Below are 16029 nucleotides of genomic sequence, written 5' to 3' on the forward strand. Positions count from 1 at the left end.
TCCCCCGGCTACCGTGAAAGCACCCCGGGGCATCTGCGCATCGTCAACGGCAGGGGATCCACAGCGATTTGGGAGAACGATGAGCGACGCACCCGGCTTCACCTCCAGACGCGGTCTCAGCAGACGGCTCTTCACCGGCGGCGCGGCCGCCGCGGCCGTCGGACCGCTGGCCCTCACCTCCCCCGCCGCCGCGAAGGCTGCGAAGGCCCCGTCCGGCGGGGTCAGAACGGCGGCCGCGGGCGGCGCGGTCCGCCATCTCAAGCTCTACGCGGAGCAGCTGCCGGACGGATCGATGGGGTACGGGCTCGAGAAGGGCAAGGCCAGCATCCCCGGTCCGCTGATCGAGCTGACCGAGGGCGACACTCTGCACATCGAGTTCGAGAACACCATGGACGTCACGGCCAGCCTCCATGTGCACGGCCTGGACTACGACGTCGCCAGCGACGGCACCCAGCTCAACCGCAGCGCCGTGGAGCCCGGCGGCACCCGCACCTACACCTGGCGCACCCACACCCCGGGCAAGCGCGCCGACGGCACCTGGCGGCCGGGCAGCGCGGGCTACTGGCACTACCACGACCACGCGGTGGGCACTCCGCACGGCACCGGTGGCCTGCGGAAGGGACTGTACGGACCGGTGGTGGTGCGGCGGGCGGGCGACATCCTGCCGGACAAGCAGTTCACAATCGTCTTCAACGACATGACGATCAACAACAAGGCGGGGCATGACGCCCCCGAGTTCCGGGCCACGGTGGGCGATCGCGTCGAGATCATCATGATCACCCACGGCGAGTACTACCACACCTTCCATATGCACGGGCACCGGTGGGCGGACAACCGCACCGGGCTGCTGGCGGGCCCGGACGATGTGAGCCGGGTCATCGACAACAAGATCACCGGGCCCGCCGACTCCTTCGGCTTCCAGGTGATCGCCGGGGAGAACGTCGGCGCGGGCGCCTGGATGTACCACTGCCATGTCCAGAGCCACTCCGACATGGGCATGGCCGGGCTGTTCCTGGTCGCCAAGGCCGATGGCACCATCCCCGGCTACGACCCGCACCGGCTGTCGGCACACCGCCCGGGGTAGCCGCCGGAGCGACACGACGGGGCGGGCCGCCGGGCCCGCCCCGTTGTCTTGTCGCCGTATCGCCGTATCGCCGTATCGCCCGTCAGGCGGTGTGCAGCGCCGTCAGGCGGTGTGCAGCCGCAGGCCGTACACCGAAAGGATCTCGTTGACCGGCTGGTACCAGGTCTCGCCGCCGCTGGAGCAGTTGCCCCAGCCGCCCGAGGTCACGCCCTGGGCCTGGTCGCCGCTGATGAACGAGCCGCCGGAGTCGCCGCCCTCGGCGCACACACTGGTCTTGGTCATCTGGTGCACCGCGCCCTGGCTGTAGTTCACCGTCTCGTTCTTGGCCAGGACCGTGCCGCAGTGCCAGTGGGTGGTGGAGCCGGACCGGCAGATGGAGGCGCCGATCGGGGCCTCGGCGGAGCCGCGGACCAGCTGGTCGGGGACGGTGCCCCAGCCGAGCACCACCGGCACGGTCCACCAGCCGCTGCCGACGCTGACGTAGGCGTAGTCGTTGCCGGGGAAGGAGGAGCCCTGGAAGTTGCCGATGTACGAGCCGTCCCAGCCGCTGACGGAGCCCCCCGCCTGGCCGCAGTGCCCGGCCGTGACGAAGCCGCCCTGGACCGAGAAGCCTATGGAGCAGCGGACGTTGCCGGTGTAGTACGGGTCGCCGCCGACCGTGCCCGCGGCGAAGGTCGTCGGCGCCTGGGCGGGGGCCTTCTCGACGGTGACCGGGACGGCGGCCGAGCGCTTCGCCTCGCGGAGGAACGCGCGGACGGCGGTGTCGCCTTCGCTCCCCTGCCGGACCCGGACCACGACGGCGCCCGCGCGGGGGTCGGTGCTCCAACTGCTCACCCCGGCGGGGGCGGCCTGCTTCCGGGCCTTCTCATCGAGGCGCGCCTTGGCCGCGTCGAGCGCGTCGGCGCTGTGCCCGACGATCCGGGTGGTGGCGCCCGTGGCCCGTACCGACGCGGCCCGCTCGGCGCTGGTGACGCCGACGACCAGCTTCCCGCTGCCCGTGTCGAACCACGAGCCGCCGTAGGAGGCGCCCGCGGCGCGCTTGGCCTTGGGCTCCAGCCTCATGGCGGCGGCCTCCTGGCCCAGCCGTTCCCGTGCCTGGTCCGCGGTCAGGCCGAGGTCCCGGCCGAGCGCGCGGACGAGGGTGGCGGACGGCGCCGACGCGGCGGCGGGCTTCGCCGCGGGGGCGTCGGCGCCGGATGCCGCGGCGGCGGTCGAGAAGGCCCCGCCGGCGCCCGAGAGGGCGCCGAGGACGAGGAGTGCGGACAGTCCGGCACGGACAACGGGCTTCCGTCTCATGGAAGTTCCCCTTCTGCTCGGCAGGTGAGAGCGCTTTCACGTGTCGATCGCGCAGAGCCTAGCGAGCCACCGGGGAAAGTCCAGACCAAAGCCGTGATCGGTCACGGTCGGGCAGAAGGTCGGGCAGGATACCGCCGCGGGCTCAAGGGGCTTCGTCCGGATTCCAGTTGAGCAGCCGCACCTGGGCGACCGTGCGGACATGGCGGCGCATGGCCGCGGCGGCGGCCTTGGGACGGCGCTCGGCGATGGCGTCCAGGATGCGCTGATGCTGGTCGAGCGAGCGCCTGGGGCGGCCGGGCTGGCGCAGCGACTCCTCGCGGCTCTCGGCGATCTGGTCGGCGATCGAGCGCATGAACTCGGCGAGCAGCGGGCTGTGCGCGGCGGCGGTGACGGCGGCGTGGAAGCGGCGGTCGCCCTCGACGCCGTGACGGTCGGACTCGATCTCGTCCTCCATCCAGTGCAGGGCCTGCTGGAGGGCGATGAGATCGTCGTCGGTGCGGCGCTCGGCGGCGAGTTCGGCCAGCTTGGTCTCCAACGCCTCGCGGGCGTCGAGCACATCGGGCAGCCGGCGGCGGCGCTCCACCAGCCGTTCGACGGGCTCGGTGTCGAGGCTGTCGCGCAGCAGGCACATCCCGCCGCCCTGGCGCACCTCGACGAGCCCCTGCACCTCGAGGACGACGATGGCCTGTTTGACGGAGGCGCGGCTGATGCCAAGGCGCTGGGCCAGTTCGCGCTCGGTGGGCAGCCGGTCGCCCGCCTTCAGGCCGCCCTCCTCGACGTAGGCGCGCAGCCTCTCCAGCACCTGCTCGTACAGGCGCTGACGGTTCATCGGGCGCAGCGCGTCCTCGACCATACGGGCTCCCCCCATCGCGGCTTGTGATGGCCCCGATTCGCAGCGTAGCACCGGGTGGCCGGCCGGTGTGGTGGTTGTGCGGTCCGATGGAGCATTGGTCAATTGGCTGAGCCAATCTGCCACCGATGTCTTGACGGCCGAACCGCCCGGCCCTCAACGTGAGTCAGCCAGCAGGCCACTTGGCCAGACCGTCCCCGGTCCGCCGACCGGGTCCCCGTGACGGGAGCGCTCGATGTCAGACGAATTGATCTCGATACTCGTGCTGGTGGTGGTCTTCGTCATCGCCACCACCCGGTCGATCAACATGGGCGCCCTGTCCTTCGCCGCCGCCTTCGGCGTGGGCGAGCTGGTCGCCGACTTCAGCGCGGACCACATCTTCGCCGGGTTCCCGGGCGATCTGTTCGTGGTGCTGGTGGGGGTGACGTATCTGTTCGCCCTCGCCCGGTCCAACGGCACCACGGACTGGCTGGTGCACGCCTCGATCCGGCTGGTGGGCGGGCGGGTCGCGCTGATCCCGTGGGTGATGTTCGCGGTCAGCGGGGCACTGACCGCGATCGGGGCGGTGAGCCCGGCGGCGGTGGCGATCGTCGCCCCGCTCGCGCTCTCGTTCGCCGCGCGGTACCGGATCAGCCCGCTGCTGATGGGTGCCATGGTGGTGCACGGCTCCCAGGGCGGTGGCTTCTCCCCCATCAGCATCTACGGATCGATCGTCAACGGCATCGTGGACCGGGAGAAGCTCCCCGGCAACGAGATCACGCTGTTCCTCGCGAGCCTGGTGGTCAACCTGATCATCGCCGCCGTCGTCTTCGTCGTCTGCGGCGGGCTGAAGCTCCCCAGGACCGCCGTCGCCACCGATCAGGAGCGGGAAGACGGGGCGGAGGAGGCACCCGCCGACCCGGCGGGCCGTCTCACCCCCGCCCGTATCGCCACGCTGGCCGCGCTGGCCGCGCTGGTGGTCGCGGTGCTCGCCTTCGATCTGGACGCCGGGCTCACCTCGATCAGCCTCGCCGTGGCCCTGAGCGTCTTCTGGCCGGATCACGGCAAGAAGGCGGTGAACGAGGTGACCTGGCCCACCGTGCTGCTGATCTGCGGTGTGCTCACCTATGTCGGGGTGCTGGACGAGATGGGCACCATCGACTACGCGGGCAGGGCGGTCAGCGACATCGGGATTCCGCTGCTCGCCGCCCTGCTGCTCTGCTACATCGGCGCGATCGTCTCCGCCTTCGCCTCCTCGGTGGGCATCATGGGCGCGCTGATCCCGCTGGCGGTTCCCTTCCTCGCCCAGGGCGACATCGGCGCGGTGGGGATGATCGCGGCCCTCGCGGTGTCGGCGACCGTCGTCGACATCAGCCCCTTCTCGACCAACGGGGCGCTGGTACTGGCCAACGCGCCGGACGTGGACCGGGACCGGTTCTTCCGGCAGCTGATGATCTACGGCGGGATCATGGTCGTGGCGGTGCCGCCGGTCGTCTGGCTGGCGATGGTGGTTCCCGGCCTCGGCTGAGCGGGCCGACGGGCAACCGGCCGGGGCCGGAAGACGAGTTCAGCCCGGTGGCAGCGGAACCCACTGGGACTCGCCCGGGGCCACGGTCAGCGAACGGTCGGCGAGCCGCACCTCGATCGGGCACTCCTCCGAGTCCGGCACGCTGATCCACAGCCGCCCGGCCCGCACCCGCAGGGCGACGCCCCAGTGGCCGCGATAGCGCATCGAGAACCGGTACTCCGACAACCCTGGCAGCCCGGACGGCTCGGGCAGCGGCACCGGGTCCAGCCACAGGGCGTCCTCGCGGGTCTCGAGACCGGTCAGCCCGCGCTGCACCAGATCGAGGGTGCCGCCCATGGCACCGAGGTGGATGCCCTCGCCGGTGGTGCCGCCCTGGACGTCCGCCACATCGCCGAGCAGCGCCTCCTGGCAGTGCCGCCATGCCTCGGTCCGGCGCGCCCGCGCCAGCACCCAGCCGTGCACCAGCTCGCTGAGGGTCGAGCCGTGGCTGGTCCGGGACAGGTAGTACTCCACGGTGGCCCGCCAGATGTCGTCGTCCAGGGTGTAGCCGAGCCGCCGGAAGAGGCCGGACAGTTCGGCGGGGCCGAAGAGATAGCCGAGCATCAGCGCGTCGGCCTGTTTGGAGACCTGGTAGCGGTTGACGGAGTCGCCCTCGGACTCCAGGATCCGGTCCATCCGGCGGATGTCGCCGTAGCGGGTGCGGTAGCCGTCCCAGTCGAGCTCGGCCAGCTCCCCGTAGCCGTCGAACTGGCTGATGACGCCCTGGTGGAAGGGGACCAGCAGCCGCCGTGAGACGTCCTCCCAGCGCTCCGGCTCCGCACGGTCGAGGCCCACCCGCTCGAACAGCTCGCAGCGGCGCGGCTCGGGCAGGGTCCGGGCGAGTTCCAGGGCCCGGTCGAGCGCCCAGGCCGCGGTGACGTTGGTGTACGCGTTGTCGTCGATCCCTGGGCGGTCGGCGCCGGGATAGCCGTCGTGGTACTCATCGGGCCCGACCACCCCGCGGATGCGGTACCGCCCCCGCTCCGGATCGGACACGGCCGTGTCCGCCCAGAAGCGGGCGATCTGCAGCAGCATCTCCGCGCCCTTGGTGTGCAGGAATTCGGTGTCGCCGCTGGCCTGGCAGTACTGCCACACGTTGTACGCCACCGCCGAGCCCACATGGTGCTGCAGCCGGGAGTTGTCCGGCAGCCAGCGGCCGGAGCGCGGGTTCAGATGCAGGGTCTGGGTCTCCTCGCGCCCGTCGCTGCCACTCTGCCAGGGGTACATCGCCCCGGCCCGCCCGGCGTCCGCGGCGGCGCGGCAGGCCTGGGGCAGCCGCCGGTGGCGGTAGTGCAGCAGGGCCCGGGACACCTCGGGGAAGTGGAGGTTCAGATACGGCAGCACGAACAGCTCGTCCCAGAAGACATGTCCGCGGTACGCCTCGCCGTGCAGGCCCCGGGCGGGGACGCCCACGTCCAGCTCCGCGGTGTGCGGGGAGAGCGTCTGGAGGATGTGGAACAGGTGCAGCCGCAGGATGTGGCCCGGCTCGCCGGGGACCTCCAGCGCCGCCTCGCGCCACAGGTGTTCCCATGCGGTGCGGTGGGAGGCAAGCAGCTTCCCGAACTCCGGCGCCCGAGCCACCCCGTCGAGGGCGGCCTGGGCCGGATCGCTGATCGCGGGGTCCTTGGAGGTGTACAGCGCCACGGTCTTCTCGACGGTGGCGGGGGCGTCCGGCGCGAGCGGCACGGCCAGGGTGCGCATCGCCGCGCCGTGGGTGAGCCGCTGCCCGGTGCCGGTGGGTGTCCCGCCGCGCACGGCCAGGGTGCGCGCGGCCATGGCCACGCGCACCTCGGAGCCGGTGGTGCGGCAGCTCAGCCATACGGTGTCGGGGCCAGCGGCGCCGGTGCGGTGGTCGATGAGATGGCGGCCGGCCAGCGCGTCGTAGCGGACCACGCCGCTGTTGGCCACGGCACCGTCGAGCCCCGACTCCAGCTCGACGGTGCCGGACCAGCCCTCGGCCCGGAAGGTGGTGCGCAGGGCCGCCAGATGCGGATCCCCCATGTGGACGAGGCGCTGCTGCTCGACGTGGAGCACCCGGCCGTGGCCGTGGGTGAACCGCAGCCGCCGCACGAGGGTGCCGTGCCGGAGGTCGAGGGTCTGCCGGTAGCCGGTGAGCTCGTCCCCGTCGGGGGTGAGCCAGCCGCCGGGGCCCGCGGGCCGGTCCGGGTCGCGGACGCGGTAGCGCAGCGGCAGCCAGTTCGGCAGGTTGACCATGTCCTCGTTCTCGACCTGGCGTCCGCCGACCACCGAGGTCAGCCGGTTGTAGCAGCCCGCCACATAGGTGCCCGGGTAGTGGGTGTCATCGGCGGCCGTCTCGGGGGCCGCGCCCCGGGTGGCGACATAGCCGTTGCCGAGCGTGCACAGCGACTCCCGCAACCGCTCCTCGCCGGGCTCGTAGCCCTCGTACTCCCACACCCAGTCCGACACGGCCGATCACCGGCTCTCCTCCTCGACACCCCCATTGTGGTCCGGGCCGGAGGACTTCACCGGCTGCGCCGCGCCCCCGCGCGGCGCGCGCTCAGCAGTTCGTGTAGTCGACCCGGCTGTTGTTGTACGAGCAGGTGTCGACCGTGGAGCCGCTGGTCTTGCGGAGGGTGGCCTTGTCGCGGTCGTTGTTCCAGACGTACGCCCGGCGGTCCTGGTACCTGGTGGCCGAGGTGTCGGAGCCGGAGCCGGTCCGGACGGTCACCGTCTTGCCCGCGCCGAGGGTGTAGCCGGGGAAGGTGTACTTGTGGTTGCTCGAGTCGACGAGCACCCAGCCCTTGAGGCTGACCCCGCGCGAGGTGGAGTTCTTGATCTGGACGTACTCGCCGTTGAGGCTGGAGTTGCTCCGGTTGTCCGTGCCGGGCGAGTCGTAGTAGATCTTGGAAAGGTGTACGGAGCCCGCGGCCCCGGCGGGTGTGGCCGGGTACAGCAGGGCGATCGCGCAGCCGGCGGCGAGCGCCGCGCCGATGCGGACGGTGTGTGCGGACATGAGTCCCCCCTTGCGTTGGTGCGTGGTGAAGCAGCGTTAACGCAGGACGGACGGGCGGCCGCGCCCGAAGATGGTTTGGAGTCAGCGAGCTGACTCCTTCGGTGCGGCCGTCCGTCCGTCTTCCCCCCACCTGTGTGGAGGACCAGAGTGAACCATGGCCGGAACGCGGCGGCAGGGCTGCGCGGCCCTTGCTCCAGGGCCGTACGGCCCTAGCGCGAATCCGATTGCCCGCCCCCGGCGCGGGGTGAGACGGGGTCAGCGGCCGTACTGCGCCCCGCCGTTGATGTGCAGCACCTGGCCGGTGACATACGCGGCCTCGGGGGAGGCCAGATAGCGGATGGCGGCCGCGATCTCGACGGGCGTCCCGGGCTGCCCGGTGAGCGTCTGCCCGATCTGCTGGGCGATGAACTCGGGGGTGCCGCGCTCGCCGAAGAACTCGGTGTCCTCGACATAGCCGGGGGCCACCGCGTTGGCGGTGGCCCCCTCCGGGCCGAGCCGCCTGGCCAGCTCGAAGGTGTAGGTGTGCAGCGCGGCCTTGGTGCCGCCGTACGATCCTGGGCCGCGCAGCGACGCGACCGAGGACAGGTGGACGATCCGGCCGCCGGGCCGGGTGAGGTGGGGCAGCAGCGCCTCGGTGAGCAGCACGGCGGTCAGCACGTTGGCCTCGAAGTTCCGCTGGTACTGACCGGCGATGCCCTCGAGGGTGCCGTCGTTGGAGGGCGCGACATTGCCGCCGGCGTTGGTGACGAGGACATCTACATCGCCGCCCTCAGCGTCCGCGGTGATGAACTCGGCGGCACGCCGGGTCTGCTCCGGGTCGCTGAGGTCCGCGCTGGTCCAGGTGACCAGGTCGGCGCCGTGGGCGGCGTTGAGCTTGTCGGCCGCGGCGCGCAGCACCTCGGCGCGGCGTCCGAGGATGACCACCCGGTCGCCTTCGGCGGCAAAGGTCTCCGCGGTCGCCAGTCCTATGCCGGTACCGCCGCCCGACACCACGATCCGTCGCCCCATCACGGGCCTCCTCAGTGCAGCTTGTTGAATACTGGTCACATCTATGAACAAGCACGCTAGGAAGAAAGCGCATTCCCGTCAAGGCTCAGCACCCAACGGCCGAGCTGTTGCCTTGCGTTCGCTATTGACAGGTTCTGTTGGGGATGGCGCAATAGCGGCGCCCCACTTGTCCCAGCAGCAGCCACAAAAGCTGTTCCAGCAAGGAGGACATGTGCGTTTTCGTTCATCTTTCGCCAGATCCGTGGTCGCGACCGTGACCTTGGCGCTTGGCGCGCTCGGTCTGCTGACCGCTCCCGGTCCGGCCGCGGCCGACACCCGCTCCGACGACCCCTCGGTCGTCCATGGCCTCCGCGGCGACTACTACCTGCAGTCCGCCCCGGGAGCCTTCGACTTCGACGAGCTGAAGGCCACCAGCCTCGACCCCGCCCTCGACTTCGGCAATCTGGAGCCGCGGCTGCAGGCCACCACCGGACGGTCCGACGACGTCAGCGTCCGCTGGACCGGCCAGATCACACCGGAGCGCTCCGGTGCGCACACCTTCTCGATCACCGCCGACAACGGCTTCCGGCTGTGGATCGACGGCAAACCGGTCATCGACCACTGGGTGGACGACTGGGACAAGGAGCAGACCTCCCAGCCCGTCGAGCTCACCGCGGGCAAGGCGTACGACATCAAGGTCGAGTACTTCGAGCACTACGGCGGCTCCAACTTCCACCTCTCGTGGACCCCGCCGGGCGCGGCCAAGGCGCCCGTGCCCGCGTCCGCCTTCCGGCTGCCCGCGGACTTCGACTACGACGGCCCGGTGGCCGGCGCCGTCCAGCCCGACGGCCGGACCCTGCTGCTGGACTTCGCCAGGCCCCTGACCACTCCCCCGGCCGATCTGACGTCGCATCTGTCCGCCGTCATCGGCGGCGCGCAGTGGCCGCTCGGGCGCGCCCGGCTGGACGCGGCCGATCCGTCCCGGCTGCTGCTCTCCCTGAAGGAGCCGGTGGTCGGCCACGGCGGCGAGGCCATCGTGCGCTACGACGGCGAGGGCGGCCTCGAGGACGGCGACGGCGCCATCGACCCGTATGTCTCCTTCGGTGGCAACAAGTCGACGTATCAGCTGAGCACGCCCTGGGCCAAGGACGTCGGCCCGGACAACGCCCACCCCGAGTACCCGCGCCCCCAGCTGACTCGCGATCAGTGGCGCAACCTCAATGGCAGCTGGCAGTTCGCCGCCGCCAAGGAGGGCCAGAAGCCTCCGGTCGGGCAGAAGCTCAAGGAGCGGATCCTGGTGCCGTACCCGGTGGAGTCCAAGCTCTCCGGTGTGGAGCGCCATGAGGACCGCATGTGGTACCGGCGGACCTTCACCGTCCCGGCCGACTGGAAGGTCGGCCAGGACAAGCGGTTGCGGCTGAACTTCGACGCCGTCGACTGGCGGGCCGAGGTGTATGTGAACGGCACCCGGGTGGCCGACCACCGCGGCGGCTACGACCGGTTCAGCGCCGATGTCACCGACGCCCTGCGGCCGGGCCGCACCCAGGAGCTGATCGTCGGCGTCTACGACCCGACGGACGCGGCCGACGGCGAGAACCCGCCGATGGGCAAGCAGCGCCTCGACCCGAGCGGCATCTTCTACACCCCCTCCTCCGGGATCTGGCAGACCGTCTGGATGGAGCCGGTCGCCACCGACCACGTGGACACCCTCAAGCTCACCCCGGACGTCCCCGGTAAGGCCCTCACCACCGAGGTCCGCGGGGTGCGGGACGGCGTCCCGGTCACCGCGACCGCCTACGACGGACGGCGCGTGGTCGGCACCGCCACCGGGCGCACCGGAAAGCCGCTGACCGTCCCCGTGCCCTCCCCGCACCTGTGGTCCCCCGACGATCCTCATCTGTACCAGCTGAAGGTGACGGTCGGGCGGGGCGCCTCGGCGGACCGGGTGGAGAGCTACTTCGGCATGCGGAGCATCGCCGTCAAGGAGGTGGACGGCAAGCAGCGCACCGTGCTCAACGGAAAGCCGATCTTCTCCATGGCCACCCTCGACCAGGGGTTCTGGCCCGACGGACTGCACACCGCGCCGACCGACGAGGCCCTGGCGTACGACCTGAAGATGCACAAGAACATGGGCTTCAACTCGGTGCGCAAGCACATCAAGGTCGAGCCCGACCGCTGGTACTACTGGGCCGACCGGCTGGGCCTGATGGTCTGGCAGGACATGCCCGCCATGAACACGGTCACCCCGTCCGAGAAGGCGCAGGCGCAGTACGAGCACGAGATGAAGCGGATGATCGACCAGCACGTCAGCAGTCCGTCGATCGTCATCTGGGTGACCTTCAACGAGGGTTGGGGCCAGTACGGCGGCCCGAAGGTGCCGACGCTCGCGAAGGGCTGGGACCCCAGCCGGCTCATCAACGGCGCCAGCGGCTGGAACGACACCGGCAACGGCGACCTCGCCGACATCCACGCCTACCCCGGCCCGGGTGATCCGCGCCCGGACGCCTCACGGGCGGGCGTCACCGGCGAGTACGGCGGTCTTGGACTGGCCGTCCCGGGGCATGCCTGGCCCGTGCAGCACACCTATGTCGGCGTGGACAAGGACCAGTACACCGACGAGTATCTGAAGCTGCTGGACAAGGTGCGCGGGCTGGTCGCGTGCAACGGCAGCAGCGGGGCCGTCTACACCCAGATCACGGATGTGGAGGGCGAGCTCAACGGGCTGCTCACCTATGACCGCAAGGAGATCAAGCCCGATGTGAAGCGGCTGCGCCAGGCCCATCAGGCGCTGATCCGCGACGCGGCGGACCCGGCGGCCATGGAGTGCACCGGCTAGCCGCACACCCCGGCCACCAGTGATGACCCGTTCCGGGGCGCGCGTCCCCGGGGCGGGTCATTCCGCCGCCAGCGCCTCGACGGCGGCCACCGTACGGTCCACCACCACGTCGTACAGCCTGCTGTACGCCCGCGGCAGCCGCGCCAGCAGCGGGGCCACCGCCTCCCGCTCGTCCGGGGGGTAGAGGGCCAGCGCCTCGCTCAGGGCGTCCAGCTTGCGGGCGGAGACCGGGCCGCGGTGGGTCTCGTAGACCGCGTGGCCGATGACGGTGGAGCCGATGAGGGTCACGGCCAGCGCAAGATCGTCCTCGGTCAGCTTCAGGGGGCGCAGCATCCGGATGAGGGTCACCAGGGAGGAGATCCGGGCGGGCTGCTGGGTGGCGGCCATATAGGGGAGCAGCTGGCGGTAGGGCAGCAGATAGTCGCGGCTGGTGTGCATCCAGGCGCGCAGCCGCTCCTGCCAGGTGTCCCCCGGCGGGTCCTTGTGCTGGGCCTCGGCCAGGACGCGGTCGGCCACGGCCTGGAGGAGGTCGTCGCGGTCGGGGAAGTAGCGGTAGAGCGCCATGGGGGCGGAGCCGACCGCTTCGGCGACCCTCTTGACGGTCAGCGCGGTCTCCGGCTCGCGGACCGCGAGCTCCGCGGCGCTGCGGACGATCTGCTCGCGCGACAGACGGGGCGGGCGCCCACGTCCTCTGCGGACGGTCCCCTCCGCGGTCCCGGCCATCCGGTGTCCTTTCGCTCGCCCCCGTCGTACCAGGCCCCAAGGCTACGCAAGGTCGCTCGGGCGCCGCTCGTGGCCGTCCGACGCCGTGGACCTCGTGGCCACTGACACCGTGAACCTCATGGCCGTCCGAGGCCTTGAACGCCGCCCCGCGCCGTGCCAGCGTGACGCCCTGTCCGGCCCGTCCGAGCCCCCGGGAGACCTGACGATGACCGCATCCGACCTGCCCGTGGACATCGTGCGCGCCCGCCGCCACGGCATCGCCGATCTGCTGGCGCGCACCGCGGCCCGGCTGCCCGCCAGGACGGCGGTCGTCGAAGGACCGCTGCGCCAGACCTACGCCGAGCTGGACGCGCTGGTGAGCCGGACGGCCGGGGCCCTGGCGGCGCGGGGCGTCGCCCAGGGCGATCGGGTGGTGCTCTTCGCCCGCAACTCCCACGGCTTCGTGGTGGCCTACTTCGCGCTGGCCCGGCTGGGCGCGGTGTCGGTGCCGGTCAACTTCATGCTGACCACCTCCGAAGTGGCGTATGTACTGGACCATTCGGGAGCGGTCGGGATCATCGCGGGCACGGATCTGCTGGATGTCGCCGCGGGCGCGCTGGCCGAGGCCGCACCGCCCCGGATCGCGCTCCGCGCGGCGCTGGGAGGCGGGCGCGCGGGGTGGGAGGACTTCGCCGCGCTGGGCGCGGAGCGGGGGCATCCGGTGCCCGATCCCGCTCTGGAGGACGACGATCCGGTGCAGCTGATGTACACCTCGGGGACCGAGTCACGGCCCAAGGGCGCGATCATGACGAGCCGCAATCTGATCGCGCAGTATCAGACGGCGATCGTGGACGGCGGGATGTCGGCCGACGATGTCGAGATCCATGCGATGCCGCTCTACCACTGCGCCCAGCTGCACGCCTTCCTCACCCCCGACATCCAGCTGGGCGCCACCTGTCTGGTGCTGCCGGGCCCGGACCCGGCGACGCTGCTGGCCACGATCGAGGCGGAGCGGGTGACCAAGCTGTTCGCCCCGCCCACGGTGTGGATCGCGCTGCTGCGCCATCCGGAGTTCGGGACCCGCGATCTGTCATCGCTGCGGAAGGGGTACTACGGGGCGGCGCCGATGCCGGTCGCGGTGCTGGCCGAGCTGCGCCGGCGGCTGCCGGGGCTGGCGCTCTACAACTTCTACGGGCAGACCGAGATGTCCCCGATCGCGACCGTACTGGGCCCGGCCGACCAGGAGCGCAAGGCCGGTTCGGCGGGGCGGGCCGCGCTGAACGTCGAGACGCGGGTGGTGGACGAGGCGGACCGGCCGGTGGAGCCGGGCACGGTCGGCGAGATCGTCCACCGGGGCCCGCACACCATGCTCGGCTACTGGCGGGACCCGGAGCGCACCGCGGAGGCGTTCCGGGGCGGCTGGTTCCACAGCGGCGATCTCGGGGTGCTGGACGAGGAGGGGTGCCTGACGATCGTCGACCGCAAGAAGGACATGGTCAACAGCGGTGGGGAGAACGTCTCGGGGCGCGAGGTGGAGGAGGCCGTCCACGCCCATCCGGCGGTCGCGGAGGTCGCCGTGTTCGGGGTGCCGCATCCGTACTGGATCGAGGCAGTGACCGCGGTGGTGGTGGCCAAACCGGGCCATGAGGTGACGGCGGAGCAGATCCTCACGCACTGCCGGGCGCGGCTCGCGGGGTTCAAGGTGCCCAAGTTCGTCCGGCTCACCGAGGCGCTGCCGAAGAATCCCAGCGGCAAGATCCTCAAGCGTGAACTGCGGGAGATCTACCGGGACATGGCCGAGGAGCCGAGCGGCGACCGGGGCGGCCATATTTGACGTACCTGCTACACAAAATTGTGCGACACTGCTGCCGCACTGATGTGAATCGGCCATGCCCCGACGAAGGACCACCGTGACTTCCTCACCTCCGACCCCCGATGCCCCCGAAGCGGCGACGACCGCCCACCCGCCGCGCTCCGGCCCGGTGGTCGCCGTCCTGGCGTTCGGCGGGATCGTCGTCTCCCTGATGCAGACCCTGGTGGTGCCGCTGGTCCCGGACCTTCCGGAACTGCTGCACACCTCGGCCTCGGACGCCTCCTGGGCGATCACCGCCACCCTGCTCGCCGGTGCCGTGGCCACCCCGGTGCTGGGCCGGCTCGGCGACATGTACGGCAAGCGGCGGACGCTGCTGCTCAGCCTGGCGATGCTGGTGGTCGGATCGGTGGTGTGCGCGCTCTCCGACACGCTCGCACCGATGATCGTCGGCCGTGCGCTCCAGGGCTTCTCCGCGGGCGTGATCCCGCTGGGCATCAGCATCATGCGCGATGAACTGCCCGCCGAACGGCTCGGCTCGGCGATGGCCCTGATGAGCTCCTCGCTGGGGGTCGGCGGCGCCCTCGGCCTCCCCGGCGCCGCGGCGCTGGCCGAACACGCCGACTGGCATGTGCTGTTCTGGGTCTCGGCGAGCCTGGGCGTGGTGGTGATCGCGCTGGTGCTGGCGCTCGTACCGGAGTCCCCGGTGCGCGGCGGCGGGCGGTTCGACCTGGTGGGCGCCGTCGGGCTGTCGGCCGGGCTGCTCTGTCTGCTGCTGGCCATCTCCAAGGGCGCCGACTGGGGCTGGGCCAGCGGTGTCACCACCGGGCTGTTCGCCGCGGCGGTGGTCGTGCTGCTGCTGTGGAGCCGGTGGGAGCTGCGGGTGAGCGGGCCGCTGGTGGATCTGCGCACCACCGTGCGCCGTCAGGTGCTGCTGACCAATCTGGCCTCCATCGTCATCGGCTTCGCGATGTTCGGGATGTCTCTGGTGCTGCCGCAGCTGCTTCAGATGCCCGAGGCCACGGGGTACGGACTGGGACAGTCGATGATGACCGCCGGTCTGTGCCTGGGCCCGTCCGGTCTGGTGATGATGGCGATCTCCCCGCTGTCCGCGCGGATCACGGCCACCTCGGGCCCCAAGACATCGCTGATGCTCGGCGCCGGGGTGATCGCCGTCGGATACGGCATGGGTATCTTCCTGATGGACGCCGCGTGGCAGATCGTGCTCATCTCGTGTGTGATCGGCGCCGGGATCGGCCTCGCGTACTCCGCCATGCCCGCGCTGATCATGTCGGCGGTGCCGGTGTCCGAGACGGGCGCGGCCAACGGGCTCAACACCCTGATGCGGTCCATCGGCACCTCGACCGCCAGTGCGGTGGTCGGCGTCGTCCTCGCCCATATGACCACCGCGTTCGGGCCCGTCGAGCTCCCGTCCCTGAGCGGCTTCCGCACCGCCTTCGCGATCGGCGGCGGCGCCGCGCTGGTGGCGCTCGCGGTCGCCTCGCTGCTGCCGGGCCGCGGTCCGGACCGGCTCACGACCACCTCGGAGCGACCCGGCACACCGGAGCCGGTGGCGGGCCGCTGACCGAGGACCCACGGGGACGCCCGGCGGACCACACGGCATCGCGACACGGCTCCGCCGCATGGCGGAGGCTTCGTCCCCGGGCCCCGGGGCCCGGACCCCGGGGCCCCGCCTCTCACCCCCTCCGGCATTTGAGGAGCGGGGCCTGAGGCTGAGCCCCGCCTACCACCCCCTCCGGCAATTGAAGAGCGGGGCCCGGGACGGAACCCCGCCTACCACCCCTCCGGCAATTGAAGAGCGGGGCCCGGGACGGAACCCCGCCTACCACCCCTCCGGCAATTGAAGAGCGGGGCCCGGGACGAAGCCCCGCCTACCACCCCCTCCGGCAATTGAAGAGCGGGGCCCGGGACGAAGCCCCGCCT

11 protein-coding genes are annotated in these 16029 nt (G+C 71.5%); 5 read left to right on the plus strand and 6 right to left on the minus strand.

Going from position 1 to position 16029, the window contains the following annotated elements; all coding sequences use genetic code 11:
* Positions 1-79 precede the first annotated feature (79 nt).
* Entirely contained in the window at positions 80-1084 is a 1005-nt protein-coding gene (locus tag J2Z30_RS15390) for a multicopper oxidase domain-containing protein (RefSeq protein ID WP_044568004.1), read from the plus strand.
* A 102-nt stretch (positions 1085-1186) separates the two neighbouring features.
* Here J2Z30_RS15390 and J2Z30_RS15395 read toward each other — a convergent pair whose 3' ends face one another.
* Both J2Z30_RS15395 and J2Z30_RS15400 read right to left on the minus strand, forming a co-directional pair.
* On the minus strand, positions 1187-2380 hold the full coding sequence (locus tag J2Z30_RS15395; protein WP_044568005.1) for a S1 family peptidase: 1194 nt from the start codon (positions 2378-2380) through the stop codon (positions 1187-1189).
* A gap of 142 nt (positions 2381-2522) precedes the next feature.
* Positions 2523-3233, minus strand: a complete 711-nt coding sequence (locus J2Z30_RS15400) for a FadR/GntR family transcriptional regulator (protein WP_044568006.1) — start codon at positions 3231-3233, stop codon at positions 2523-2525.
* Positions 3234-3465: 232 nt separating this feature from the next.
* Between J2Z30_RS15400 and J2Z30_RS15405 the strand changes: the two genes are divergently transcribed.
* Positions 3466-4737, plus strand: a complete 1272-nt coding sequence (locus J2Z30_RS15405) for an SLC13 family permease (protein ID WP_044568007.1) — start codon at positions 3466-3468, stop codon at positions 4735-4737.
* Between the two features lie 39 nt (positions 4738-4776).
* Here the strand turns inward: J2Z30_RS15405 and J2Z30_RS15410 are convergent, their stop codons facing one another.
* The 3 genes from J2Z30_RS15410 to J2Z30_RS15420 all read right to left on the minus strand — a co-directional run bounded on the left by J2Z30_RS15410 (position 4777) and on the right by J2Z30_RS15420 (position 8758).
* The gene (locus J2Z30_RS15410; RefSeq protein WP_044568008.1) at positions 4777-7203 is read right to left on the minus strand and encodes a glycoside hydrolase family 65 protein; all 2427 of its coding nucleotides are present in this window, start codon (positions 7201-7203) and stop codon (positions 4777-4779) included.
* A 91-nt stretch (positions 7204-7294) separates the two neighbouring features.
* Positions 7295-7750, minus strand: coding sequence for a lamin tail domain-containing protein (locus J2Z30_RS15415; protein WP_044568009.1), 456 nt, complete (start codon positions 7748-7750; stop codon positions 7295-7297).
* A 255-nt stretch (positions 7751-8005) separates the two neighbouring features.
* Positions 8006-8758 (minus strand): SDR family NAD(P)-dependent oxidoreductase, encoded by a 753-nt coding sequence (locus tag J2Z30_RS15420; RefSeq protein ID WP_044568010.1) that lies wholly within the window; start codon positions 8756-8758, stop codon positions 8006-8008.
* Positions 8759-9011: 253 nt separating this feature from the next.
* On the opposite strand from J2Z30_RS15420, the gene J2Z30_RS15425 reads away from it, so the two are divergent.
* A complete protein-coding gene (locus J2Z30_RS15425) occupies positions 9012-11573 on the plus strand; it encodes a PA14 domain-containing protein (RefSeq protein ID WP_372453279.1) in 2562 nt (853 codons plus the stop codon).
* Positions 11574-11630: 57 nt separating this feature from the next.
* Here J2Z30_RS15425 and J2Z30_RS15430 read toward each other — a convergent pair whose 3' ends face one another.
* Positions 11631-12296 (minus strand): TetR/AcrR family transcriptional regulator, encoded by a 666-nt coding sequence (locus J2Z30_RS15430; RefSeq protein ID WP_044568012.1) that lies wholly within the window; start codon positions 12294-12296, stop codon positions 11631-11633.
* A 205-nt stretch (positions 12297-12501) separates the two neighbouring features.
* Between J2Z30_RS15430 and J2Z30_RS15435 the strand changes: the two genes are divergently transcribed.
* Both J2Z30_RS15435 and J2Z30_RS15440 read left to right on the plus strand, forming a co-directional pair.
* The gene (locus tag J2Z30_RS15435) at positions 12502-14109 is read left to right on the plus strand and encodes a fatty acyl-CoA synthetase (RefSeq protein ID WP_044568013.1); all 1608 of its coding nucleotides are present in this window, start codon (positions 12502-12504) and stop codon (positions 14107-14109) included.
* A gap of 55 nt (positions 14110-14164) precedes the next feature.
* Positions 14165-15670, plus strand: a complete 1506-nt coding sequence (locus tag J2Z30_RS15440; RefSeq protein WP_245388001.1) for an MFS transporter — start codon at positions 14165-14167, stop codon at positions 15668-15670.
* The last annotated feature ends 359 nt before the right edge of the window (positions 15671-16029 follow it).

The sequence above is a fragment of the Streptomyces iranensis genome (assembly GCF_017874715.1).
In the GTDB taxonomy this organism is placed as follows: domain Bacteria; phylum Actinomycetota; class Actinomycetes; order Streptomycetales; family Streptomycetaceae; genus Streptomyces; species Streptomyces iranensis.

Bases quoted from the DNA above. Each gene is read 5' to 3' on its own strand.
- J2Z30_RS15430 (WP_044568012.1), bottom strand. From the start codon at position 12,296: ATGGCCGGGACCGCGGAGGGGACCGTCCGCAGAGGACGTGGGCGCCCG.
- J2Z30_RS15420 (WP_044568010.1), bottom strand. From the start codon at position 8,758: ATGGGGCGACGGATCGTGGTGTCGGGCGGCGGTACCGGCATAGGACTG.
- J2Z30_RS15400 (WP_044568006.1), bottom strand. From the start codon at position 3,233: ATGGTCGAGGACGCGCTGCGCCCGATGAACCGTCAGCGCCTGTACGAG.
- J2Z30_RS15440 (WP_245388001.1), top strand. From the start codon at position 14,165: ATGCCCCGACGAAGGACCACCGTGACTTCCTCACCTCCGACCCCCGAT.
- J2Z30_RS15415 (WP_044568009.1), bottom strand. From the start codon at position 7,750: ATGTCCGCACACACCGTCCGCATCGGCGCGGCGCTCGCCGCCGGCTGC.
- J2Z30_RS15405 (WP_044568007.1), top strand. From the start codon at position 3,466: ATGTCAGACGAATTGATCTCGATACTCGTGCTGGTGGTGGTCTTCGTC.
- J2Z30_RS15390 (WP_044568004.1), top strand. From the start codon at position 80: ATGAGCGACGCACCCGGCTTCACCTCCAGACGCGGTCTCAGCAGACGG.
- J2Z30_RS15395 (WP_044568005.1), bottom strand. From the start codon at position 2,380: ATGAGACGGAAGCCCGTTGTCCGTGCCGGACTGTCCGCACTCCTCGTC.
- J2Z30_RS15435 (WP_044568013.1), top strand. From the start codon at position 12,502: ATGACCGCATCCGACCTGCCCGTGGACATCGTGCGCGCCCGCCGCCAC.